Source organism: Deinococcus rubellus (genome assembly GCF_025244745.1).
Taxonomy (GTDB): Bacteria; Deinococcota; Deinococci; order Deinococcales; family Deinococcaceae; genus Deinococcus; species Deinococcus rubellus.
Window position 1 is genome coordinate 78788 of record NZ_CP104213.1, and the last position, 20686, is coordinate 99473.

Consider the following 20686-nt stretch of genomic DNA (forward strand, 5'->3'; position numbering starts at 1 on the left):
CCAGGAAAGTTATTCGGCAATAGATTGCACAATCAGAAGGAATCAGAAGGAATCAGAAGATAAAGAAGAACAGAGAAAAGATTCCCCCCTACCCCCGAGGGGGAAGCGCGGGACCGCGCCGCGCCGATTCAGACTGAAGGCTTCGAGATCGTTGAGGTTCCAGCACAGCACCCTGCTGCCTCACTGGATTCTGCCCAAAGCTCCCCAGAACCCAAGCCGAAAAAAGCCACCAGCACGCCAAAAGTTCCGCGCAGCGCGGCCCCGGCGTTGCCCGAGCTGCCCGCCGACCTGGCGGCGCTGCCAGGCATGCCGGAAGCCTGGGCGCAGTGGTTCGAGTACCGCCGCCAGCGCCGCCTGCCGACCCCACCCCTGACGGCCACCGGCATGGCGAACCGTCTCCAGCGCTTCGCCGCCGAGGGCGACGACCCAGCGGAGGTGATCCGAAACAGCATCGAGTGCGGCCATCAGGGCCTCTTTCGGGCCGAAAAGCCGAGGAACCTGAAGTTCCCGAGCCGCCCGCAGACCACTGAAGCCGCCGACGCCCGCGCGCTGACCACCGCCCAGGCCGTGTACGCCGCACTCCAGGAGGATGAGAAACTTGCTTTCTGACCACGTGTTCGCCGCTGGCTGGACGGTGCTTCAAGACCGCTTTGGTCGCGCTTTTACCACCCAGACCACCAAGATTTACCGCGAGATTCTGAGCGCCGAACTGACTGACACCGCGTTCCAGACCGCCTGCCGCGCCGCGTTCCGCTTTGAGACGTACTTCCCCAGCCCCCAGAAGCTGATCGACCTCGCCACCGGCAAGGACTTCGAAGCGCTGGCCCTCGCCGAGTGGGACACCTGCCTGATCCGTGCCCGCAGCGGCGAGATGGCGACCCTGCCCAACACCAGCGCCCGAATCGTCATGAACAGCGCCACCAACGGCACGCCCCTCGGAAGCGTCGCGGCAGACCGCCTGGACTGGATCAAGCGGGAGTTCATCAAGCGCTACGCCGCCCAGCTCGCCACCGAAGCCCAGCAGCGCACGCCCGCCGTGCTACCCAGCATCACCAACAAGGAGCTGACCCATGTTTCTGCCAACTGACGCGCCCCGCTTCTTGGACAGAACGGCACCTACCGGGCCTGTCCGCTCAGGCCGCCCGGTAACGTTCGGTGAAGCCCTCGGCGTGCGCGAAGGCGAGGGGCTGGAACTCAACGCCTGCAAGGCCGCCGTGTGCGCGCACTGCGGCGCTGAGCCCAGGCTCTACACCCACGCCAGTCCCAGGGGCCGCGAGATCGCCATCTGGATTCCTAAAGAGCACCGCTGCCCCCTCAAGGCGGCTGCGTCATGACCTCAGCCGAGTCCGCCACCCTCACTGCTGCCCACGTCTACGCCGCTGCCATGCGGGCTGAGTCCACTGCCCGAAAAGCCTACAAACTCACCCAGCGGGCACCCGGCACGCCAGCGCCGGAAGTTCGCCGGCTGCACGATGCCATGGTGAGGGCCGAGGATGCCACGATGGAAGCCCGCTCGGCCATGATTCGAGCCGTGCGGGGCCTGAATGGGCGCAACGCAGCAGACATCGTGGGTGCGCCGTGACCCGGCAGCAAATCGCCTCCGCGAGTGTCGGCGGACACTCAAGCGGAGGCAGAGGCGAGTCTACTCCCGGGAAGAAGCCTGTCAACTCGCGTCGCAAAGGTGCGGACGGGGAGCGCGAGTTCGCCCATGCCCTCGCCGACGCTGGGTTCCCGGCCACTCGCGGCCAGCAGCACGCGGGCGGCGCAGACTCGCCGGATGTGCGCTGCGAGGCCCTGGCCTGGATCCACTTTGAAGTGAAGCGCCTGGCCGACTGCAAGATGTTCAGCCCTGCCCAGATCAGGGAGTGGGCGGCGCAGGCCAGACGCGACGCGGGACCCGCGAAGCTGCCGGTACTGGCCCACCGCTGGAATGGGCAGTCAACGTGGTGGATTCGCGTCCTGCCGACTGACTACCGTCTCCCGTACTGGCAGACCCTGAGCGAGTTCCTGACTGATGTGGTCGAACGCGCGAGCAAGCCGTGAGCTACCGCACCCACAAGCTCCGCCGTGCCCTGGTCCTCCAGGCCCAGCAGCCGCGCCCCATCTGCGAGATCGTGTTCAGTCCGAGCCTCGGCGTGCTGATGGCCCGCCCGCCTGCCGCGCTGCTCCCACCGGTCATCCGCTTTGACCCGTGGCGCGACTTCACCGAGAGCCTTTACCCGCTGCGGTTCCTGATCGGGCGGCAGCTCAGCGAGGTTTACACATGACGAAACTCGACCAACTGTTAACGAAGCTCACCACAAGCCCTGTAGCGGCTCAGCAACCGGCCAACCCTCACAACGCCCCGCAAACCCAGCTGGAAACCGGAATCAAGCCCAAGCGCGAGCGGCGTCCCCGCGTCGGCCCCGCTGCACCCACACCCGGTAGCGAAGCCAGGGCGCATGCCGAAGCCTGGCTCCAAAGCATCCGCGAATGGCACGTCAAGAGCAGTCAGGCCATTGTGGTTGGCGACGGCCCAGCCCGCAGCAATATCGGGCGGATGCAGGTGGTCGGCATCGGCAGTTACGGCGGGCCACCCGGCGGTGCGTTCGTCCTCCAGAAGCTCAGCACTCCGATCGGCTGGCTCAGCGAGCGGGCTGTGGGCGAAACCATCACGCGCAGCAAGCAGCCATGCCTGGAGCGGCTCCGAAAGGGCGGGGGGCCGAGTACGCTGATTGATGACCGGGGCGGCTGGCGCAGTGACCGAGAGATGGCCCTGACCTGCGCGGCAGCATTGCTGACCCTGGCAGCGGAGCTGGGAGACGGTCAGGCACAGCACCACCTTGAAGTGGTGCGGCGGGTGGCCTCAACTTCCTCCTGATCGGTCGTTTGCGCGATCTGGCGCGGCCTGCCCAGCAAGGCTCAGGTGGTGTTTTGATGACGTACACACACTGTTAAGCTTGGGCGTGATTAAAGACGATATGGCCATTCACGCAGGCATTCCAGAAAAAGCCGTGAACGCTGCACTTAAGGAACTTCGGGCTGAGGAGAGCCTTTCGGATGTCACCTGGGAAACCGCAAAGGTCCGGTCCGGGCGACCCATCAAGATTTATTTCGAAGCTGAGAGCATGAACGATATTCACGCCGCAAAGAAGCGCTTGGAACAGATTCTGGACGCCAACGGGTTTGATCTCTACCCATGACCGGAGCAGGAGCAGTGATGCGGTCTTCCTTTCTCCCCGGCCAACCTCTCGCGAGTCTCGATGAAGTTGAGGACGGGCAGCTCTACCACGTCCTGCTCAGTGACCAGCGCGTGGGCACGGTGCAGCGTCGCGGCGATACCTGGCTCTGGCGACGTCTGATGGGTGGGACCAGCCAACGCGGAGACCGGGCAGCGCTGGAAATCTGGTTGGCCAATGTTCTCACCTGATCTTCGCTTGACCGTTTTCCCCACCCGGCGTTCAGTGCCGCTCCTGCACTGACCCACATCATCACGGCCAGTGCAAAACCCTGTTCCACTAGAGGCTGGTTGAGAGGGAATCGAAGTTTGACGGGATGATTTTGTCGCTGGCAAACTGGACGGATGGATCGCCGTGCGTACCCAAGTGATGTAGATGACGAGACGTACCACTTTTTATTGCCGTACCTGGCCTTAACCCCTGAGGATGCCCCGCAGCGGAAATTTCCGCTGCGAGAGGTCTTGAATGCGTTGTTGTGGATGAGTCGAACGGGGGCGCAATGGGCATTTCTGCCGCACGATCTTCCACCAGCAGAAGTGGTCCGCAGTCAGGCGAAGCGGTGGTTCGAAGCGGGGTGCTTTGAGAACGCCGTACACGACTGACGGATGCTCAGTCGCGTTCAACAGCAACGTGCCGGCGAGCCGACGGCGATCATCATCGACAGCCGCACGTTGCAAAGCACCCCGGAAAGTGGTCACCGTGCCGGGTTCGATGGAGCGAAGAAGCGCAAGGGTACCAAGGTCCATCTGGCGGTGGATACGCTGGGTCACCTGTTGACCTTGACCACGTCGCCGGCCAACGAACAGGATCGCGCGCAGGTAGAGGCGCTGTGTCACAGCGCCCAGGAGCTCACAGGTGGGATGCTGGAGGTCGTATTTGCCGATCAGGGCTACACCGGAGAACAAGCGCAGAATGCGGCGCGCAAAAGCAATATTGAGTTGATCGTCGTGAAGCGTCCGGACGCTTCACGGGGATTTGTCTTGCTGCCGAAACGATGGGTGGTGGAACGTTCGCTGGCGTGGTTGTCGCGCTTTCGTCGATTGGGGCGTGATCTGGAACGGCTGTCCTCGACCTTGATCGGCTTCCACTTCGTCGCCGCCTGCGTTCTGTTACTGACTAAACTCAGGCCCATCCTTGGATAGGCTGTCCACCAGCCTCTAAGGCAGAACGAGGTCTGTGTCCCCACCGGACGCCAGCGGAAAGCCGAGCACCCGTCCCAAGGCCAGCAACTGTCCTTTGTGATGAAACTCGTGGGTGATCGGGTGCATGATCAGCCAGCGCTGGGTAACCTTTGACACTCCCACGGATGAATCCGTGGGATTCTTAAGCAACGCTTGCGCTGACTGCCGCTACGTTGGCGCTTAAAGGCTCTGCCCGAGCCAGGATGTTGCGTGCTGCGTTCACGTCGGCATTGTCCTGATGCCCGCAGTTGACGCACACAAAGCGCGATTGACTGACCCGGTTTGCCTTGCAGGTATGCCCGCACTGATGGCAAGCTTGCGAGGTGTACCGGGGGTCTACGCGAATAACTGTCCGAGCGGCGCTTGCAGCCTTCTGGGACAGGAGAGAGAAGAATTGCGACCATCCGACATCGTGGATTGACCGGGCCAGATTGCTCTTGCCCATCCCTGAAACGTTCAGGTCTTCGTGTGCTATCAAATCGTTCTCTCGGATGAGCTTGATAGCTGTCTTGTGGTGGAAGTCCAGCCGTTGCCGACTGACCTTACGGTGCAGCTTGGCGACCTGCGCTTTGACCTTTCGGCGCTGCTTTGACCCGCGTTTCTTGCGGCTGAGCGAGCGCTGCACCACCCTGAGTTTCTTCATGGCGGTTTTGAAGTGCCGGGGATTCTCCACAAACTCCCCATCGGAGGTGATAGCAAACCATGTCGTACCCACGTCCACCCCCACCGAACTTCCCGTTTTGGGAAGCGGCTGGGGTTCCACCTCGCAGACATAGCTCACGTACCACTCGCCGCAGTCCCGCGTGATGGTCGCCGTCTTCAGCTTGCCTTCCAGCGGCCTGCTGAGTCTCAACCGGATGTTGCCGATTTTGGAGAAGTACGCCACGTCGCCCAACATGCTGAATCCAAGCTGCGGGTAGGTCAGCGAGTCGTACCAGCCTGCTCCCTTGAAACGCGGAAAGCCCACCTTCTTTGCACCCTGTTTGACGCGCCGGAAGAAGTTCTGATACGTCTTGTCCAGCCGCTTGAGAACGTCTTGCAAGACCTGCGAGTAGACGCCCTTGTACTCCGGCAGTGCGGACTTGATTTCGGGCAGGTCTTTCATCTGGTCGTACCCACTGACCGTCTTCTTTTCCTTCTTGTATGCCCCGATGCGTTCTTCCAAGGCGCAGTTGTAGAGCTGGCGGCACAACCGGAGTTGCTCTGTCAGCGCGGCTTCCTGCGCCTTCGTGGGGCGCATCCGGTAGCGAAAGGCTTTCATGTACGTGGTAGGCTTGATTTGCAGTCACCTCCTCTAAAGGTGTTGCCGTTCCCCGCGCCTGACTCCCCAGAAAGGCGGCGGGGTTTTGCTCTTTCATTCTACCACAACGCGGCGGGGCTTTCGGTTCAGCGCGTAGCATCAGCACCCCGCCCTGACGGGCGGCTGGGCTATCCAGCCCACGGATAAATCCGTGGGCTTTCCGCCCAGACCCTTTTCTGTAAGCGGTCACGGCCTGGACGTACCAGCTCAAACGAAACATCCGGCTGCTCAAAGACACGGCAAGCCTTTTCGACAATGCGGTCCACTTGAGCAAATTTGATCCGCATGGCCTCGGCGTCGGGCACGCTGGCTGCCTCAAAAGCGATCTGGTCTCTTTCCATCCCCAGGCCGCGTTGGCCCACCCACACAAGATAACAATTTGCGACATGGGCCTGAATGTTTCGCACACTTCCGTAAGCGAAATCAGGATGTTCACGGGTGTAGATCTCGGATGGGAGAGACGCCGTGTACGCGAAGAGTTCCTCGCGGGTGCGAATAATCCAGCTGTAAAACAGGGCGAGTGAGGGGTCCACCCTTGAAGTATCGACGCTGAGCAAGACTGGGTCAAGCTGAACACAGAAGGGGTTCTTCAATTTCTACTTTCTGAAGCTGGTCTCTTGAACTTGCGGTCCGAAGTGTCCGCTTGCTATGTTTACGCTTATGGCTTATACGAAACTCAGTGAGCAGGTCGCCAAACTCGCCAATCCCCAACGCAGTGATAGCTTCGTCAAAGTCTTCAAGGAGGCGGTGAGAGAGGGCCAGTTCGAAGCGGCCTATATGAACACCGAGCGGTTTCAGCTGCCCAAAGAGTTCAGCCGCCGGAGCAGCGATGAGACGTACAGCCGCAGCGTGCGCGAGATGATCTTTGAAGCCAGCCCTGAATTCGACACCTGGTTTGACGAGGTCAACCGGAGCCTCGCTGCGAACCGCACCGGCGGCAAGATCAAGACCAGTGTCGAGAACATCAGCGCGGGCCTGGTGGATTTCAAGGCGTTGGCCGCTGAGACGCGCCAGAAAATGCAGTCCAGCTTTGAGAAGGGCCAGCAGTTGGGCAGCAGCCGCGCCGCGCGCAAGGCCGCACCGAAAGCTGCTCCGAAAGCCGCAGCGAAGACGCCCCGCAAGACCAAGTAACCACCAGTTCCCGGAGTAAAAGCCCTCAGTCCAAGAGGTTTTTTTCGTTGCGATTACCGGGGGCCAGTATCAGTGAAAGCTGACAGAGGCACGTCCATCCAGACCCAAGGTGAAAATCCGAAGTTTGTGCTACTGTTTTTGTAGAGTTCCACAAAAGTCAAAACACCAGCGCCGCCGAAAGGTTGGTGCTTTTTTCATTTAGACAATCGTCCCAGCAAGAGCAGTTAAGGGAATGGGGAAACCACCAATTCAAACCGGCCGTGTGTTGTCGGTGCCCCACCCGCCCCCAGCCGGAGCCCCTGCTGGGGAGCTTTCTTTGAAGGTAGACCCCACCCCGCAGCAGCCGGGGCACGGGCGACGGTGCGGACGTGCGCTGCATTTGGTGGGGTTCGCGTGGGCGTCCCCAGGTTGAGGCCACCGTGGAACGTACGTCTCCCTGGGCTTCCGGTTTCGATACCGGCCCTGCCACCAAAACGAAGTAGAAATATAAAGGAAAGGGAGGAAGACTCAATCGCCGCCACGCCACGCGGCTACGCCCAGCGCCAGCGCCGCGATACCGAAGCCTGCTAGCCAAATGGCTTTCTGCCCGCCAGCACGAATGGCCAGCACTTGAAGCACGACTCCCACCGCGATCAGAAAGAACCCCATTGAGGCAGTTTAGGCCAGTCCCCAGCACCCGCAACAGCGAGGCTGGGGCTTTGACGTGCGAAGAGGAGGTGAAACACGAAGATGGCCACACCCAAAAAGCCTGCGCCAGAGAAGAAGCCGTCCAGCAAAAGCGGGTCGCCCTCGCCTCGGGCAGCCGCCTGGTCCGCCAAACAGAAGGTCAAGGTGCGGCCCACGAACGGGAACCCCATGCAGAATCTCCCGGCGGCACAACCCCAGGCAGAATCTGAGCGCAAGCCCAGGGAGCAGGAGGAAATCTGCGGGGCGAAAGGCAGGCGCAATGGCAAGCCCTGCCGTCACCCTGCTGGCTTCCGCACGGATCACTCAGGAAGTGGGCGCTGCTGGCTTCATGGTGGGCTGACGCCTGCGCCGAAGGGCCGGTATACCTCGATCCGTCGGGCGCGCATCAAGGAACTGCTCATCGAATTTCAGGATGATCCTGACCCGCTGAACTTGCTACCGGAGGCGATGCTGCTGCGGGCGCTGGTGCAGGACTTCATTGATCGCTTCGACGAGCAGGACCAGATGCTGACCCGCTGGAACCTCAGCTTTGAAAAAGCATTCCAGAGCGACTGGTCCGCCTGGTGGAACGAACTCCGAGCCGACGCCCTGGAGTGTGAAGGCGACCTCAGTGAAGAACTGCTTGTGGCCATGCCTGACCCGATGACGTACCTGCCCAGCAAGCCGCTGCGGATGTCCGACATCACTAAAGTGAGCAGCTTGATCGACAAGATCGGCACCATGGTCGAGCGCATTCGCAAGGCCCGCTCAGTCGAGACGTTCAGCATGAACACCATTGACCTGCTGTGGACCGCCATGTCCGCGCACCTGACCCAGGCAATGTTGGAGGTGATTGAAGATGACCCACTCAGAAGCCAGCTTCACGCCTCCGTGGAAGAGAAGTGGTCCACCATCAGCCTCGCGGAACTCGCCAGCCGCAGCACTCAGAACGGAGCGGGCGAAGGCTGAACGTTTCAACCAGTACCAGACCCGCCCGCTGGATTACCTGCGCGAGGTGCTCAACATTCACCCGTGGGCCGGACGCAACGGCAAGCGCGGGCAACTCGAACTGGTGCAGGACATCGGGGCGAGCGTGCGCCGCCAGCTCGCCGGGGATAAGGCCGCCCCGAAGATCTTCCGGGTGGACTCCGCCCACGGTGTCGGCAAGACATTCATTGCTGCCGGGCTGGTGAACTGGTTCTTCGACGCCTTCACGCCCAGCACCACCATCAGCACCGCGCCGAGCGCCGATCAGGTGGAGCTGCTGCTGTGGAAGGACATCAAGAGCCAGCGCAAAGGCAAGCAGCTCCCCGGTCGGGTGCTGCCCGGCTCGCCCCGCATGGTCAAGAGTGAGAACCACTGGGCCATCGGGCGGACCACCAGCGACGCCGGAGGGCAGGGCACCGCCCGCGCCCAGGGTCAGCACGCCAAGTACATGTTCTTCGTGGTCGACGAGGCCGAGGGCGTGCCCGCCTACCAGTACGACGCCATCAACGCCATGATGACCGGCGGCGTGGTCCTGATCTGGCTGCTGATCGCCAACCCCATGACCCGTACCAGCGCCTTCCACAAGCTCGGGAAGCAGCCCGGCGTCCAGAACTACGTGTTCAGCCTGCTCGACTTCCCGAACGTCGTCGAGGGTGTGGACGTGGTGCCGGGGGGCACGACGCGCACCTGGCTCGATCAGATGATCGGAAAGCACTGCGAGCCGGTGCTCCAGCATGACGAGGACCTGCTGACCTTCGAGGTGGCCTGGGAGATTCAGGTGGAAGGGGACGGCGCGGTCTACCCGCCCGGCACGATCTTCGCCCCGAATGCCGAATTTCAGTTCCGGGCGCTGGGCGTGGCCCCCGCCTCGAATGCTGGTGACGCCCTGATCAGCACTGGGCGCTTCGAGGCGGCCATCAACCGGCCCCGGCCCGAACACGCCGACTTCCGGGTGGCACAGATCGGCGTGGACTGCGCCCGCTACGGCAACGACGCCGGGAACGTCTGGCTCTACCAGGAGCTGACCCTGACCCGCGAAGCCGAGCTGCGCCAGGTGGACGACTTCCGGTATGTCGAAGCCATCCGCGCCGCTGCTCTGAAGGCCATCGCCGCTGGGGCAGAACTCATCAGCTTCCGCATTGACGGCACCGGCGGCTACGGCTCCGGCAAGATCGACATCAGCAAGGCCGACGCGGCGCTGCTCGAAGCGGCCACCCTCGCCGGATGCACACTGATCTTCCACGAGGTCCAGTTCAACCGTGTCCCTCATGACGGCGAGCGCTACGCCGACCTGGCCACCGAGATGTACGGCGAAGCCGCAGAGATGCTCAAGATCGCCAGCGTCCCGAACCCACCCGAGCACCTCCAGACGGACTTCACCGAACGTCGCGCCAAGTTCGTGGCCCGCAATGAAGGCGGGAACCGGCGCATCGTTCGCAGGCTCGAAAGCAAGGACGAATTCAAGAGTCGTGTCAAGCCGACCCGTTCACCCGACGATGGGGACGGCGCGGCGCTGGCGCTTGCTCCAGAAGAAATCTTCAAGGCAGTCATCGGTGAGCACTTTGGCTGGTGAAGGAGGTGAACATCAATTGAGCATGTTTAGTAGAGCCGTTCAGACCGTCAGCAGCGCCCTGCGCCGCAAAGGCAACGCGGGTGGCATCTATGCCCCAGCTGGAAGTGGCGGCTGGGGCACCCTCTTTTCCTTCAGCGGCATCGGCAACCGCGCCACTGGCCAGGTGCAACTCAACGAATCCGAGCGGCTTCAGAATAACGTGGGCGTGGTTCACACTGCCGTTCTGCGGATCGCTGAGGACGTCTCCAGCCTCAAGGTCACGGTGGAGATCAGCAAGCGCGGCGGGCGCTGGGTGGCTGACCCGCAACACCCGCTCCAGCAGCTCTTGACCCAGCCTGTCCCCTGGGCCGAGGGTACCGAACTCCGGCATGTGCTCCAGCAGCACCTGTGCCTGCTGGGACGCGCCGCCGTGCTGGTCGTCGACGGCACACACGGCCAGCCCCGCGAGCTGCACCTGCTCTACCCGCAGCGCCTCGACGCCCTGCCCGACCCGGTGAACTTCATCAGCCAGTACCGCTACCAGGGCCTGGGCGGCATGCAGCAGTACTTCCCGGCCTTCACGACCAAACCCGACCCGTCCGGCCTCAGCGTGCTGGAAGTGCGAATCCCCGAGCCGACCAACCCTTACGGCGGCAACAGCGCCGTGCAGGCAGGCAGCAACTCCATCACGCTCGACAGTGAGATTCGCGCTTACGCCCGCTTCTACTTCGCCAACAACGCCGTACCAGGCGCGGTGCTGGAGTCCGACCAGGCCTACCCCGGCCCGGTCGCGGCGCAGGCCCAGAAGGACAGCTGGAACGAGCAGTATCAGGGCGTTTACAACGCGGGCAAACTCGCGCCGCTGTGGGGTGGCCTGAAGCTCAAGAGCATCGCGCCTGCTTTCAAGGACCTGGCCTTCCCGGAGATCACGAGAGCGACGCGGCAGGACATCCTGATGCACTTCGGCGTGCCGGGGCCGGTGCTGGGCTACACCGACACCGGCGCACTCGGCGCGGACACCTTCAGCGCTGCCAGGTCCGTCTACCAGAGCCAGACGCTGGACCCACACCGCAAGCGCCTGGAGCGCTTCTTCAACCGCCTCGCCACCCGCTGGCCCGGCTGCCGCGTGGTCATCGAAAGCCCAGTCGACGACGACCTGGCCCGACTGGAGAAGCGCCGCCTCGACGAGACCGGTGCAGGACTCCTGAGCCGCAAAGAATACCGCGCCGCCGCCGGATACGAGGAGGACGGGCAGCCGGATGTTTGGACCATGCCGCGCGGCACGCAGGTCTATCACGGCCTCGCACCCGAAGACATCGCTGAACCTGTCGCTGGTGAAACCGCCCCTGCCGAGGCGCAGGCCCCACCCGAAGACAAGGGAGCTGTGGCCGCCCGGTACCGGACGCTGTGGGCGAGCGAGTACCGCCGCCTCAAGCACGCCAGCGAAACCGAGCGCCCCCACCTGCCCGCCGAGTTCGCCCAGCGCTGGGCCGCTGAGGGTGAATCGCTGGCCACGCTGGCCGGTGAGTTGCGCCTCGCAGCCCTGAACCGCAGTGGCGGCGACCTCGCCAAAGCGTATGAGGCCCTCAAGGCTGAGGCGTCCGCACTCGCGGAGGCCAGATGAAGACCAGCGCCACCACCAAGCCCCGAACCGGACGCACCACCGCCAAACCCCCCTTGAAGGAAGGTGAACCCCATGACACAGACCAACCAGACCCGATTCAAAGCAGGCCAGTACCTGACCCTGCGAACCCGGATCAGCGAAACAGCCCAGAGCGGCGAGCTGATCCTGCGCGGCGTGGCCAACAATGCTGATGAGACCGACTCCTTCGGCACCCGCATTCGCCTCTCCCAGCGGGCACTCGACGGCTTCAAGACCAACCCCATCCTGCTCTACGCCCACGACGTCGCCGAACCCATCGGCAAGGTGCGCGAAATCGGGTACGTCGGCAGCAACCTCGAAGTGGAAGTGGCGGTGCTGCCCGACACCAGAACGCCGAACGGAACCGACATCCAGCAGCTGGTGCGGAGCGGGGCGCTCAATGCCTTCTCCATCCGCTTCGACGAGTACAAGACGCGCAACATCGGCGACTACACCCAAATCGACGCAGACGTGCTGGACGAGCTGAGCCTCGTCTCGCTGCCCAGCAACCGCTCCAGCCTGATCACCATGCGGAGTAAGGGCGTGGATCTACACGGCGCAGGCGAACTCCTGAGCGCTGAGCAACGGCCCGCTGACCTGCGCGCACCCAACACCCGCGCTGCTGGCCCGCTGAACCTGGTGCTGCTGATGCAGCGTTTGGCCGAGGCCGTCAACGAACAGCGTGGCGACGACGACGACTGGTCAAGCGCTTACGTGGTGGCCGTCTATGACGATTACCTCGTCTGGACCGAGTACGGCGAAAGCAGTTTCTACCGCGAAGGCTACAGTGTCGACGCCGCTGGGGCCGTCACGCTTGCAGGCGACCTGGCTGAAGTGCTGCCGACCTGGACGGTGGTGGGCGCGGCTGAGGAAGAGACTGCCGAGCGCAGCAAGCCGCCCCAGACCCGCGCGGCCCGGTTACACGCAGATGACCTCAAGGAGATCGTCTGCCAGCTCCGAGCCGCACCTGCGCCTGAGCCGCAGCCCGAGCCTGAGCCTGAAGGCGAAGAGGAGGTTCCGCTGGAAGACGGCCTCGCCGAGCTGCGCGGCCTCATCAGCGCCGACCCTCCACCCACGCCAGATCCCGAAGAAGCCACCCTCGACGACGTCCGCGCAGTCATTCGCGGCGTCATCTCCGAAACCGTGGGCGCTCCGGCGGGCTGACCCTCGCCGTTCCGCAACCAACTCCAAGCGCCCAACCTCGCCCGCCGCCCAGTGCGGCTTTTTTGATGCCCTACAGGAGGGCCACCCATGCCATTGACCAAAGAAGAACTGGCGCAGATGCGCGCCGCGATCACCGAGGAAGTCGACACGCTCAAGACCTCCCACAAGAAGGAAGCCGACGACCTGCGCGCCCAGCTCAAGACCGCCGAGGACGCCCGCAGCGCCGCCGAGGCCCAGAGCCGCCGCCCCGCGCTCTACGGCAGCGAAGGCCACGCCACCGTCCGCAGCGTCGAAACCAAAGAAGACCGCCGTCAGCACGTCATTCAGCGCATCGGCAACTTCACCCGTGGTCTGGCCGCCGCACGCGGTGACCTCCGGAGCGCCGCTGAGTTCGTCGAGAAGCGCTACGGCGACAAAGGCACGGCAGATGCCCTGACCCGCGCGCTGTCTGAAGGCGTGGCCGGTGACGGCGGCAACCTGGTGGAAACCCAGTACGCGGGCGACATGATCGAGCTGCTCTACGCCATGGCCGTCGTGCGGCAGAGCGGGGCGCGCGTGATTCCGCTGCCGAACGGCAACCTCACCATTCACCGGCAGGCCAGCGGCGTCAGCGGCGCGTACGCGGGCGAACTGCAAAACATCCCCGCTCAGCAGCCCACCACCGATACCGTGACCATGCAGGCCAAGAAGCTGTCGGTCATCGTGCCGGTCAGCAATGAACTCCTGCATGACACCAGCGGACGCGTGAACGAGCTGATCGTGGCTGACATCGGCCAGGGCCTGTCCTTGCGTGAGGACCTTGCGTTTCTGCGCGGTACGGGCGACAGCGGCCTCAGCCCAATCGGTGTGCTCAACCAGGCGGCAGCGGGAAACATCGCCACGTACACCACCCTGGCCAGTGCCATCGCGGGCGTGCGGGCCAAGTTGCGCGGCGCGAACCTACCGATGCGCTCGGTGGGCTGGATCTTCAACAGTGACGTGGAAGCCCAGTACTACAACGTGCTGAGCACCACCGGCGAGTACATCTACCGCGACGAGATGGACAACGGCAAGCTGCTCGGCTTCCCCTTCCGGATCAGCAACCAGATCCCCAGCAACCTCACCACCGCAGGCGGTACGGCGGGCACCGAGATCTACTTCGCCGACTGGAGCGAAGTGATGATCGGCGAGGCGTTGGCCTTGCAGATGGAAACCAGCCGCGAAGGCAGCTACTTCAACGGCACGGCCAACGTGAACGCCTTCGGCACTGACCAGACGCTCTTCCGCGCCATCACCCGCCACGACCTGGCTCTGCGGCACACCAGAGCAGTGGCCGTGGGCCGCGTCGACCTCACCACCGTTACCGCCCGCTAAACCGCCCAGCGCGGGCAATCACCCCACCTTCACGCCTTCAGGAGGCCACCACCATGGCAGACGAAACGAAAACGCCGGTCAGCAATGACCCCAACGTGCCCAGCGGTCCGCTCACCCAGCCGGGCGACGCGCTCAACAAGGCCCAGACCACTGAGCTGACTGGCACGGTGCCCACCACTCCCGCTGACACCGCCGGCACGGACGTGGCCAAGGCCGCCGATGCTGGGAACGGCGCAGTGGACGCGCAGGCTGCCGCGAAAGCGGGCCGCGCCAAGCGCGAAGCCGCCAACAACAAGAAGACCACCGACGACGCCGCTGGAGTTGTTCCCACCGGCGGCATCGTGCGCCAGCTCGAAGACGGCACCGAGACTGACCGGCGTACAGGTAGCAGCGCCGATAAGTCCCTGGCAGGTGAAGACCTCCCGGTGCTGCGGCCCAACGAGCCCGACCCCCGCCAGGGCGTGACGACGGGCGACCTGACCAACCCCGGCATCCCGGACGGTGAGGACATGGAGGCAGTGACGTTCCTGCGGTCCTACCACATCTACAACACGGGCGAGTCGGCGGTTTTCAGCGGGGCCGAGGCTGATCGCCTGAAGGCCCTGGGCGTCGCGGAGTAACCCGTGGCGCTGCTCTCGGCTTCGGACCTGAGCGGCGAGCTGACCCCGGCGCAGGCCCTCAGCCGGGCCGAGGCCAACATCGCCGCCGCCATCTGCCCCGGTCTGCCCGACCTGAGCGAACGCACCTGGGTCTGCGAGTACCGGATGCGCAACGATGGCCGCGCTTACGGCCTGCCGCTGTACGGGAAGCGGAGGCTCGGGCCGGAAGTGCTGCACTACTGGCCGATCACTGCGCTGGTCAGCGTGACGCAGGACGGCACCGACATCACAGGTGACTGCACCTTCGATACGTTCAGCATCCGCCGGGACGCTCTCAGTCTGGAGTTCGCGCCGCTGAGTCTGGTGGTGGCGATCTTCAAGACCGGCTGGCCGGACGGCAACAGCTTGCCGGTCAGCATCCAGCAGGCCATCCTCCTGACTGGGCGCAACCTGCTGGCCAGACCGGAAGGGGTGGTGAGCGAGAAGCTTGCTGACTGGGCACAAACCTACGAGACGCAAACAGGCGCTCTCCAGGAGGAAGCGCAGGCACTCCTCGCTCCCTGGACCTATCTGGGAGCTTGATGCAACTTCCAACCAGGCACCTCAAGCCCGTCACGATCCGTAGGCCAGGACAGGCAGACGTCCAAGCGGACGCCATTCTGTTCCAGAAGCATGATCCTTCAGCGCGTGGTCTGAAGATTCATGATCCCGAGTTCAAGACGCCGTCCTGGCGAGGGATGTTCCAACGGGATGCCCCGATCCAAGAGGCGGGCTACACGGTGATCGACGCCCAGGGCCGCACGTTCACGCCTGATGGTGATCCGGAAGACCCTGGCGGGCAGGGCGTCGCGCTGGTGGTTCGGCTCAATCCAGCTGCTGAGCGCACGCGCCTCCAGTCCCTGACGTTCACGCTGCCGGGTGCGCTGGTCCGTCAGCCGGGGACTGGAAACATGGTCAGCAGCTCAGCCGGGTCACTGACCGTGACCGCCCGCCTGACCCACAGCAATGATCCCCACGTCGTGCAGCTCGTCGGGGCCGACAGCGCCAGCACCGCCATCATCGGGCGCTGGGGCACGCTGGAGCACCCGACCCTCACGCCGCCCGGACTCAATGACGGCAGCCAGTGCCCGCTCGACGTGGACGGCCAGCCCGGCACGCTCACCATCATGCTGGCCTGGCCGGACGAAGACCTCAAGACCGAACAGCAATTTGGTGCCCGCTGGGTGGGCATCTGGAGGGTGAAAAAGACATGACCAAATCTGACGCTTTAGACCGCGTGAAAGTCGCCGAAGACCCCAATCAGGACGAAGCGGCGAGCATCTTCGTTGACGCCACCAGCGGAGCTGACATTGCCCACGTGACCGTCAACCCCAACCTGGTCAGCACGGACGCCCTGGCCGGGTATCAGGTACGCGGGGCAGTGGCCAGCGTGCTGGAAGGGCTGCGGCGCTACAACCGCACCATGACCCGCAAGTACGGCACCTACGACGCTGAGCAGCTCCAGTTCGATCAGGCCATCAGCCGCGCCGAGTTTGAGCTGGAGCAACTGGTGCATGCCGGGCCGCCGGTGTCGAACGGGGCACCTGAAATTCCAGCGCCGCCTGCGCCAGTAGCGGACCCTGTGACGGTGGTCACGCCTGATCCCGTCCAAGCTGCGCCGTCCGCCTCTGACTCCGCTCCGGCCCAGACTCCGGCCCCTGACCCTGCGCCCGCTCCCGAGGTGACCGATGCCGGTAACCCTGACGCTCAACCTGCTCCAGCTCCAGACCAAAGCTGAAGTCGGCTTCGCGGCGGCGGTGCATGGGTACGCCGACAAGGCAAACGCCGCCTTCGAGGATGAGTCCTGGCAGTGGGCTGGCACCACCCGCCGCAAGAACGGTGAGGTCGCCGGAAGTCCGCGCAACCTCGTGGACACCGGTGAGCTGAGGGACAGCCAGCAGGAACCGCAGATCACCGGCCTCACCGCCCGCATCACCTGGGACGCGCCGTATGCCGCCGCCGTGTTCCTGGGCGCGACCGACCGCAAGCGCGCCTACAGCCTGCCGGGGCGCAACCTGCCGCAGCAGGTGGCTGACAAATTCAACTTCGCGGAGGTGTTTATCCGGTATTTCGAGCTATGAACCTGCCCACAGCGGCAGACATCCGAGATCAGATCGAACTGGCGCTGGCCGCTGGCGGTGTCAGCGTCGGCACCTACACCCATCCGGGCGGCCAGACAAGCGCGGCCATCAGCGTCGGCGACCCGGAAGCGGGCACCGAAGCCAGCGGCCTGGAAGTGCTGATCGCCCGGAACCCGGACCGCAAGATTCTCAGCGGCTTCGAATTCCTGGGCTTCGTCGAGGAGTGGCCAGTGAAGTTCATCAACTGGGACAACGCCGACCTCGAAGACGCCGCCAACGCCATCGCTGCTGTGTTTCATCCGCTGGCCGACGACCCGAAGATTCTGCCTGCCAGCCCCGACGACCCCGAGCAACTGTTCCTCAAGCTGACGGCTGACCCCGTCTAAGGAGACCCACCATGGCCAATCCCACCAAACCCGCTGGAACCCAGTACCGTTTCGGCAAGAATGCTGTTGTCCGCGTTGCGCCCGGCATGGCCGACGGCACCAAGCCCCTCGCTGCTAGCTTCAAGGTTCTGTGCCTGGTCAAGGACGTCAGCATCGGCCTGACCAACGGCAAGATCAGCCTGGAGAACTTCTGCACCAACGGCAACACCATCGACATCCCGGACGGCACCAGCATGGGCGAAATGACCATCGGCACCGCCAACTGGACCGAAGGTGACCTCGCGCTCCAGATCATGGAAGCCGCCGCGCAGAACACCCTGGGCACCGACACCGGTTTTGACGTGTGGGTGGAAGTCTGCCCGCTCGGCATCGGCACCACCAAGCCCATCTACGACCTGCCCATCTGGGTCGAGAAGTGGGACATGAAAATCCCCGACAAGGGCGTCATCACCGTCGATCACACCGTCAGCGTCTACGGCAAGCCCCAGCCCGGCACCCAGGCCTGATGACCGTCCTGTGGCGTGATCGCTGGGACGACACGCCGCAGGTCGTCGTGTTCGCCTACGACGACGTTCAGGACGGCGTGCTGGTGGACGCTGTCCTGATGATCAACAGCGAGCTGCCTGGGCTGCCCGTCACGCTCACCGATCCCTTCGGCGCGAGCTTCACCCTGCGCCTGCCGGAAACCTATTTGACTGTCGAGACCCCGCTGGTCGTCGTGGGCGTGGACCTCGAACTGGAGCCATCCAAATCAATGACCCATGACTGAAGTCACGAGTTTGTGTCTGGATTCCATCGCAATTCCGCGTACCTCGAAAGGCGTGCAGCTTTGACTTCAACATCCGACACATCAGGGCGCACTGATAAAGCACCCGTACTCATCCAGTCTTGCCGGACAAGCAGCGTTCGTAAAGCAATATTCACACTCGCAACCCTGTCGGAGTGACCCGCATGACCACAGACTTCACACTCAAACATCAACCCCGCGTTCGGCCTATTCCCCTTCGAGGTATGGCCGCACTTCGGGCACGCTTGAGACGTGTAATTTGCATCAACCTTAACCGCCAGACTCCCGAACAGCGGAGCTTTATAGGCAAGATTGAATTGCAACTCCTGAAAGCTCCACTGACTGCGGCGGCGTTTGGCCCGTCTCGCCTTTCTGCTGGCGTTCGGGTTACTGCGTCCTTCAGTGCGCTCACGGATGTTGGTCAAGTCTTCCAGGCCGAAAATCGAACCTGGGAAGCGGGTCAACAGCATCTTGGCAAGCGAGTGATTTCTGTCAGCGACGAACCGTCTTTCCCTTCCCGACAAACTCACCAAACGGCGAGTCGCGGAACGGGTGCCTTTACGCTGGAGGGATTTCTTTGTACGAGCGAACTGGTCTTTTTTCTGCCGGACCGCCGCCCCCTTCTCAAACAGGCTCTGCCCATTCATGTCGGTGGCAACGAAGTGGTAACGCTGCCCCACGTCCACGCCGACTACAGATTTGTGATTGGCAGGAACGGGATCGGGAAGGGTGATGTTCAGGGCGACGATCAGGTAATACTGCTTCTTCGACTTCTGGTAGTAGAGCTTGGCCGCCCCCGTTTCCGCGCCCTGAGCGATGTAGTCAAGGTGCTTCTGGTAGCCGTCGAACTCCAGCACAAGGCGTCCGTCCAGCGTCCCAACGCTGACCTTGCCATCCTTTTTCCACGAGTAGTCGCGCCCGTGCTGGTACTCCAGCGTGCGGCTGACGAACTTCATGGGGTTGTCAAGGCCCTTATAGCGGCGCTTGGTAAAGCCTTTCTCACGGGCCTTCTGATTCTGCTTGGCTTTCGTCCACTGCGTCTTGTACGACGCGGCAACTTGGCGCTCGGCAGTGCAGGCGAGTTGAGAACCCAACCCGAAGCGTTCCCGCAAGGTTCCGTAAGTTTCCTTATGGAGCTTGGGAACGGAAGTGGTCTTACCCAGATCAAAGGCCATCTGCGAAGCAAAGTTCAACCCGTCGCGGTACGCCAACGTCACGGCGTCCAGAGCAAGTTTCTGCTCCGGGGTGTGCCGCAATTTTAGCTTCGCGCTCAGCATGATCTTCACACAACGAGGTTATCCCATATGAGTTTAATAGATTGTAATGCTTTGGTCTTTGTTGCCCCTGCGGGGCAGAGCCTTTTCCTCCCACGACTCAAGTCGCGGGTCTCCAAGGCTCAGGGATGAAGAAGAACCTCGTCTTTGCGAGCCGCCACCATCAGAACCTGCCGTTCATCCTCGGGGCCATGACCTTCCTGAGCAAGCGCCTGAACGGGGAGGAAGAGCTGCTTCTGGCAACGGCTGTAGATCCCAACCTGACCAATGAGCAGAAGCTCGACGAGCAGGCCCAGCGCATGGCCGATCTGCTCAAGGCCCGGCAGGTCGCGGGTGCTGGCGACATCGTCATCGACCGTGACTGGGCACTCGCGCACCTGGGCGACGGCAACACCGTGCCGCTGCTGGAGTTTTTCAGAACCGGCGTGCGGCCCGAGGGTTACGTGGGCGAGGGCGTCACCTTTGACCTGCCGACGTGGGGCGATCCGATCGTGTTGGGCGAGGACGGCGCGGAGATCAATTTCGTCAGCCGCGCCCTGAGTTACAGCGAGCAGATCCTGCTGGTCGGCGCGGCCCCAGAACTCAACGCCGACGGCACCGTGAAAAACATCGACAAGGCCCTGCGCCATATCGCCGACATGGACGCCGCGCTGCTGAATGCCCGTGTGCCCGAAGGCACCGCGCCGATTGACGGTCACTGGCTGCTCTCCCAGCTTCAGCTCAGCGAACTGAACCAACTGGCGGTCTACCTGACCTCGGGTGAAGTACCGGTGGAGGCAGTAGACCCAAACGCCGAACCCGTCGCCGAGCCGATTCCGGCCTGACCGACGAGGAACTCTGGAACCTGATCTTCCGGGACCTGATGCTCGAAGCGGGCTGGACCTGGCCGCAGTGCCTGGACACCGAGAGCCTGGTGAGCGCCGCAGCCTGGCAGCACCTGCCGACCAAGCATCTGCGCCGCGCCTGGCCGATGGCGCACCTGGCGGCCATGTTCGGCAACGTCAACGGGGGCAAGGCTGAGGGCGGTAAGAAGGTCGACCGGCGCAAGCTGTTCGAGCCGCTGGAGCTGCTGCCCTGGTATGCCCGTCCAGAGGGGTTCGAGCCGCCTGCACCGATGCTCTCGCCGCACCACTGCGCCGCCCTCGTTCACGCGCTGGAATCCGGCTGGCTGAAGAACTCTTCGTGGGTCATTCAGGCCATCGACATCGAGGACAGCCTCGACCGGGTACGCGAGACGGGCGCAGCATTTTTAGAAGCACAAAACGGGGAGCTGGAGTAAGTCCGGCTTCCCAGACTCAGCCGCCCTCACGCGGCTTTTTTGCACTC

General features: G+C 63.4%; 30 protein-coding genes and 1 pseudogene. 26 read left to right on the plus strand and 5 right to left on the minus strand.

All coding sequences use genetic code 11. The annotated features are described in order from the left end of the window. Positions 1-267: 267 nt before the first annotated feature. The 10 genes and pseudogenes from N0D28_RS00385 (at position 268) to N0D28_RS00430 (ending at position 4360) form a co-directional block, all read left to right on the plus strand. Positions 268-609, plus strand: a complete 342-nt coding sequence (locus N0D28_RS00385; protein ID WP_260560449.1) for a phage replication initiator YdaU family protein — start codon at positions 268-270, stop codon at positions 607-609. Continuing rightward, on the plus strand, positions 599-1087 hold the full coding sequence (locus N0D28_RS00390; protein ID WP_260560450.1) for an HAD family hydrolase: 489 nt from the start codon (positions 599-601) through the stop codon (positions 1085-1087). Before N0D28_RS00385 ends, N0D28_RS00390 begins: the two co-directional genes overlap by 11 nt. Then, positions 1071-1334, plus strand: coding sequence for a hypothetical protein (locus N0D28_RS00395; protein WP_260560451.1), 264 nt, complete (start codon positions 1071-1073; stop codon positions 1332-1334). Before N0D28_RS00390 ends, N0D28_RS00395 begins: the two co-directional genes overlap by 17 nt. Continuing rightward, a complete protein-coding gene (locus tag N0D28_RS00400) occupies positions 1331-1582 on the plus strand; it encodes a hypothetical protein (protein ID WP_260560452.1) in 252 nt (83 codons plus the stop codon). Before N0D28_RS00395 ends, N0D28_RS00400 begins: the two co-directional genes overlap by 4 nt. Next, on the plus strand, positions 1579-2043 hold the full coding sequence (locus tag N0D28_RS00405; RefSeq protein WP_260560453.1) for a hypothetical protein: 465 nt from the start codon (positions 1579-1581) through the stop codon (positions 2041-2043). The genes N0D28_RS00400 and N0D28_RS00405 overlap by 4 nt, the downstream gene beginning before the upstream one ends. After that, positions 2040-2267 carry a hypothetical protein gene (locus N0D28_RS00410; RefSeq protein ID WP_260560454.1) on the plus strand — a complete coding sequence of 76 codons (228 nt, stop codon included), beginning with the start codon at positions 2040-2042 and terminating at the stop codon, positions 2265-2267. The genes N0D28_RS00405 and N0D28_RS00410 overlap by 4 nt, the downstream gene beginning before the upstream one ends. Next, the gene (locus tag N0D28_RS00415) at positions 2264-2860 is read left to right on the plus strand and encodes a hypothetical protein (protein WP_260560455.1); all 597 of its coding nucleotides are present in this window, start codon (positions 2264-2266) and stop codon (positions 2858-2860) included. The genes N0D28_RS00410 and N0D28_RS00415 overlap by 4 nt, the downstream gene beginning before the upstream one ends. 85 nt (positions 2861-2945) lie before the next feature. After that, positions 2946-3182 (plus strand): hypothetical protein, encoded by a 237-nt coding sequence (locus tag N0D28_RS00420; RefSeq protein ID WP_260561941.1) that lies wholly within the window; start codon positions 2946-2948, stop codon positions 3180-3182. A 17-nt stretch (positions 3183-3199) separates the two neighbouring features. Then, entirely contained in the window at positions 3200-3409 is a 210-nt protein-coding gene (locus N0D28_RS00425; RefSeq protein ID WP_260560456.1) for a hypothetical protein, read from the plus strand. Between the two features lie 153 nt (positions 3410-3562). Next, positions 3563-4360, plus strand: a pseudogene (locus N0D28_RS00430) (IS5 family transposase). A 15-nt stretch (positions 4361-4375) separates the two neighbouring features. Here the strand turns inward: N0D28_RS00430 and N0D28_RS15600 are convergent. From N0D28_RS15600 to N0D28_RS00440, 3 genes are all read right to left on the minus strand, one after another. Next, positions 4376-4486, minus strand: a complete 111-nt coding sequence (locus N0D28_RS15600) for a DinB family protein (protein WP_376777678.1) — start codon at positions 4484-4486, stop codon at positions 4376-4378. 55 nt (positions 4487-4541) lie between these two features. Continuing rightward, complete coding sequence (locus N0D28_RS00435) at positions 4542-5660, minus strand: RNA-guided endonuclease InsQ/TnpB family protein (protein ID WP_260560457.1); 1119 nt, start codon at positions 5658-5660, stop codon at positions 4542-4544. 167 nt (positions 5661-5827) lie between these two features. Next, complete coding sequence (locus N0D28_RS00440) at positions 5828-6232, minus strand: hypothetical protein (RefSeq protein ID WP_260560458.1); 405 nt, start codon at positions 6230-6232, stop codon at positions 5828-5830. 127 nt (positions 6233-6359) lie between these two features. Here N0D28_RS00440 and N0D28_RS00445 point away from each other — a divergent pair, with 127 nt between their 5' ends. Continuing rightward, positions 6360-6830 (plus strand): hypothetical protein, encoded by a 471-nt coding sequence (locus N0D28_RS00445; RefSeq protein ID WP_260560459.1) that lies wholly within the window; start codon positions 6360-6362, stop codon positions 6828-6830. Between the two features lie 507 nt (positions 6831-7337). Here the strand turns inward: N0D28_RS00445 and N0D28_RS00450 are convergent. Next, positions 7338-7478, minus strand: a complete 141-nt coding sequence (locus N0D28_RS00450) for a hypothetical protein (RefSeq protein WP_260560460.1) — start codon at positions 7476-7478, stop codon at positions 7338-7340. Positions 7479-7685: 207 nt separating this feature from the next. On the opposite strand from N0D28_RS00450, the gene N0D28_RS00455 reads away from it, so the two are divergent. The 13 genes from N0D28_RS00455 to N0D28_RS00515 all read left to right on the plus strand — a co-directional run bounded on the left by N0D28_RS00455 (position 7686) and on the right by N0D28_RS00515 (position 18068). Further along, complete coding sequence (locus N0D28_RS00455; RefSeq protein ID WP_260560461.1) at positions 7686-8465, plus strand: putative phage terminase small subunit; 780 nt, start codon at positions 7686-7688, stop codon at positions 8463-8465. A 46-nt stretch (positions 8466-8511) separates the two neighbouring features. Next, on the plus strand, positions 8512-10056 hold the full coding sequence (locus N0D28_RS00460) for a hypothetical protein (RefSeq protein ID WP_260560462.1): 1545 nt from the start codon (positions 8512-8514) through the stop codon (positions 10054-10056). 22 nt (positions 10057-10078) lie between these two features. Beyond that, a complete protein-coding gene (locus N0D28_RS00465) occupies positions 10079-11659 on the plus strand; it encodes a phage portal protein (protein WP_260560463.1) in 1581 nt (526 codons plus the stop codon). 72 nt (positions 11660-11731) lie between these two features. Further along, entirely contained in the window at positions 11732-12841 is a 1110-nt protein-coding gene (locus N0D28_RS00470; RefSeq protein ID WP_260560464.1) for an HK97 family phage prohead protease, read from the plus strand. A gap of 87 nt (positions 12842-12928) precedes the next feature. After that, positions 12929-14194 carry a phage major capsid protein gene (locus N0D28_RS00475; RefSeq protein WP_260560465.1) on the plus strand — a complete coding sequence of 422 codons (1266 nt, stop codon included), beginning with the start codon at positions 12929-12931 and terminating at the stop codon, positions 14192-14194. 53 nt (positions 14195-14247) lie between these two features. Then, the gene (locus N0D28_RS00480) at positions 14248-14814 is read left to right on the plus strand and encodes a hypothetical protein (RefSeq protein ID WP_260560466.1); all 567 of its coding nucleotides are present in this window, start codon (positions 14248-14250) and stop codon (positions 14812-14814) included. Positions 14815-14817: 3 nt separating this feature from the next. Further along, positions 14818-15375: a hypothetical protein gene (locus tag N0D28_RS00485; RefSeq protein WP_260560467.1), complete on the plus strand. Its 558-nt coding sequence runs from the start codon at positions 14818-14820 to the stop codon at positions 15373-15375. Between the two features lie 155 nt (positions 15376-15530). Next, positions 15531-16046: a hypothetical protein gene (locus N0D28_RS00490; RefSeq protein WP_260560468.1), complete on the plus strand. Its 516-nt coding sequence runs from the start codon at positions 15531-15533 to the stop codon at positions 16044-16046. Beyond that, positions 16043-16570 (plus strand): hypothetical protein, encoded by a 528-nt coding sequence (locus tag N0D28_RS00495; protein WP_260560469.1) that lies wholly within the window; start codon positions 16043-16045, stop codon positions 16568-16570. Before N0D28_RS00490 ends, N0D28_RS00495 begins: the two co-directional genes overlap by 4 nt. Continuing rightward, on the plus strand, positions 16521-16913 hold the full coding sequence (locus tag N0D28_RS00500) for a hypothetical protein (RefSeq protein ID WP_260560470.1): 393 nt from the start codon (positions 16521-16523) through the stop codon (positions 16911-16913). Before N0D28_RS00495 ends, N0D28_RS00500 begins: the two co-directional genes overlap by 50 nt. After that, the gene (locus tag N0D28_RS00505) at positions 16910-17299 is read left to right on the plus strand and encodes a hypothetical protein (RefSeq protein WP_260560471.1); all 390 of its coding nucleotides are present in this window, start codon (positions 16910-16912) and stop codon (positions 17297-17299) included. Before N0D28_RS00500 ends, N0D28_RS00505 begins: the two co-directional genes overlap by 4 nt. An 11-nt stretch (positions 17300-17310) precedes the next feature. Further along, complete coding sequence (locus tag N0D28_RS00510) at positions 17311-17805, plus strand: hypothetical protein (protein ID WP_260560472.1); 495 nt, start codon at positions 17311-17313, stop codon at positions 17803-17805. Next, on the plus strand, positions 17805-18068 hold the full coding sequence (locus N0D28_RS00515; protein ID WP_260560473.1) for a hypothetical protein: 264 nt from the start codon (positions 17805-17807) through the stop codon (positions 18066-18068). The genes N0D28_RS00510 and N0D28_RS00515 overlap by 1 nt, the downstream gene beginning before the upstream one ends. 2 nt (positions 18069-18070) lie before the next feature. Here the strand turns inward: N0D28_RS00515 and N0D28_RS00520 are convergent, their stop codons facing one another. Then, entirely contained in the window at positions 18071-19363 is a 1293-nt protein-coding gene (locus N0D28_RS00520; protein WP_260561943.1) for an RNA-guided endonuclease InsQ/TnpB family protein, read from the minus strand. A 125-nt stretch (positions 19364-19488) separates the two neighbouring features. Here N0D28_RS00520 and N0D28_RS00525 point away from each other — a divergent pair, with 125 nt between their 5' ends. Together N0D28_RS00525 and N0D28_RS00530 are read left to right on the plus strand one after the other, a co-directional pair. Further along, positions 19489-20184: a hypothetical protein gene (locus N0D28_RS00525; protein WP_260560474.1), complete on the plus strand. Its 696-nt coding sequence runs from the start codon at positions 19489-19491 to the stop codon at positions 20182-20184. Positions 20185-20222: 38 nt separating this feature from the next. Then, positions 20223-20639, plus strand: coding sequence for a hypothetical protein (locus N0D28_RS00530; RefSeq protein WP_260560475.1), 417 nt, complete (start codon positions 20223-20225; stop codon positions 20637-20639). Positions 20640-20686 lie beyond the last annotated feature (47 nt).

What these genes read in the sequence shown, in the direction of transcription:
- N0D28_RS00520 (WP_260561943.1), bottom strand. Translation starts at nt 19,363, where the DNA reads ATGCTGAGCGCGAAGCTAAAATTGCGGCACACCCCGGAGCAGAAACTT.
- N0D28_RS00470 (WP_260560464.1), top strand. Translation starts at nt 11,732, where the DNA reads ATGACACAGACCAACCAGACCCGATTCAAAGCAGGCCAGTACCTGACC.
- N0D28_RS00400 (WP_260560452.1), top strand. Translation starts at nt 1,331, where the DNA reads ATGACCTCAGCCGAGTCCGCCACCCTCACTGCTGCCCACGTCTACGCC.
- N0D28_RS00495 (WP_260560469.1), top strand. Translation starts at nt 16,043, where the DNA reads ATGACCAAATCTGACGCTTTAGACCGCGTGAAAGTCGCCGAAGACCCC.
- N0D28_RS00425 (WP_260560456.1), top strand. Translation starts at nt 3,200, where the DNA reads ATGCGGTCTTCCTTTCTCCCCGGCCAACCTCTCGCGAGTCTCGATGAA.
- N0D28_RS00395 (WP_260560451.1), top strand. Translation starts at nt 1,071, where the DNA reads ATGTTTCTGCCAACTGACGCGCCCCGCTTCTTGGACAGAACGGCACCT.
- N0D28_RS00500 (WP_260560470.1), top strand. Translation starts at nt 16,521, where the DNA reads ATGCCGGTAACCCTGACGCTCAACCTGCTCCAGCTCCAGACCAAAGCT.
- N0D28_RS15600 (WP_376777678.1), bottom strand. Translation starts at nt 4,486, where the DNA reads ATGCACCCGATCACCCACGAGTTTCATCACAAAGGACAGTTGCTGGCC.
- N0D28_RS00415 (WP_260560455.1), top strand. Translation starts at nt 2,264, where the DNA reads ATGACGAAACTCGACCAACTGTTAACGAAGCTCACCACAAGCCCTGTA.
- N0D28_RS00455 (WP_260560461.1), top strand. Translation starts at nt 7,686, where the DNA reads ATGCAGAATCTCCCGGCGGCACAACCCCAGGCAGAATCTGAGCGCAAG.
- N0D28_RS00515 (WP_260560473.1), top strand. Translation starts at nt 17,805, where the DNA reads ATGACCGTCCTGTGGCGTGATCGCTGGGACGACACGCCGCAGGTCGTC.
- N0D28_RS00525 (WP_260560474.1), top strand. Translation starts at nt 19,489, where the DNA reads ATGAAGAAGAACCTCGTCTTTGCGAGCCGCCACCATCAGAACCTGCCG.
- N0D28_RS00465 (WP_260560463.1), top strand. Translation starts at nt 10,079, where the DNA reads ATGTTTAGTAGAGCCGTTCAGACCGTCAGCAGCGCCCTGCGCCGCAAA.
- N0D28_RS00435 (WP_260560457.1), bottom strand. Translation starts at nt 5,660, where the DNA reads ATGAAAGCCTTTCGCTACCGGATGCGCCCCACGAAGGCGCAGGAAGCC.
- N0D28_RS00530 (WP_260560475.1), top strand. Translation starts at nt 20,223, where the DNA reads ATGCTCGAAGCGGGCTGGACCTGGCCGCAGTGCCTGGACACCGAGAGC.
- N0D28_RS00445 (WP_260560459.1), top strand. Translation starts at nt 6,360, where the DNA reads ATGGCTTATACGAAACTCAGTGAGCAGGTCGCCAAACTCGCCAATCCC.
- N0D28_RS00450 (WP_260560460.1), bottom strand. Translation starts at nt 7,478, where the DNA reads ATGGGGTTCTTTCTGATCGCGGTGGGAGTCGTGCTTCAAGTGCTGGCC.
- N0D28_RS00490 (WP_260560468.1), top strand. Translation starts at nt 15,531, where the DNA reads ATGTTCCAACGGGATGCCCCGATCCAAGAGGCGGGCTACACGGTGATC.
- N0D28_RS00475 (WP_260560465.1), top strand. Translation starts at nt 12,929, where the DNA reads ATGCCATTGACCAAAGAAGAACTGGCGCAGATGCGCGCCGCGATCACC.
- N0D28_RS00510 (WP_260560472.1), top strand. Translation starts at nt 17,311, where the DNA reads ATGGCCAATCCCACCAAACCCGCTGGAACCCAGTACCGTTTCGGCAAG.
- N0D28_RS00480 (WP_260560466.1), top strand. Translation starts at nt 14,248, where the DNA reads ATGGCAGACGAAACGAAAACGCCGGTCAGCAATGACCCCAACGTGCCC.
- N0D28_RS00505 (WP_260560471.1), top strand. Translation starts at nt 16,910, where the DNA reads ATGAACCTGCCCACAGCGGCAGACATCCGAGATCAGATCGAACTGGCG.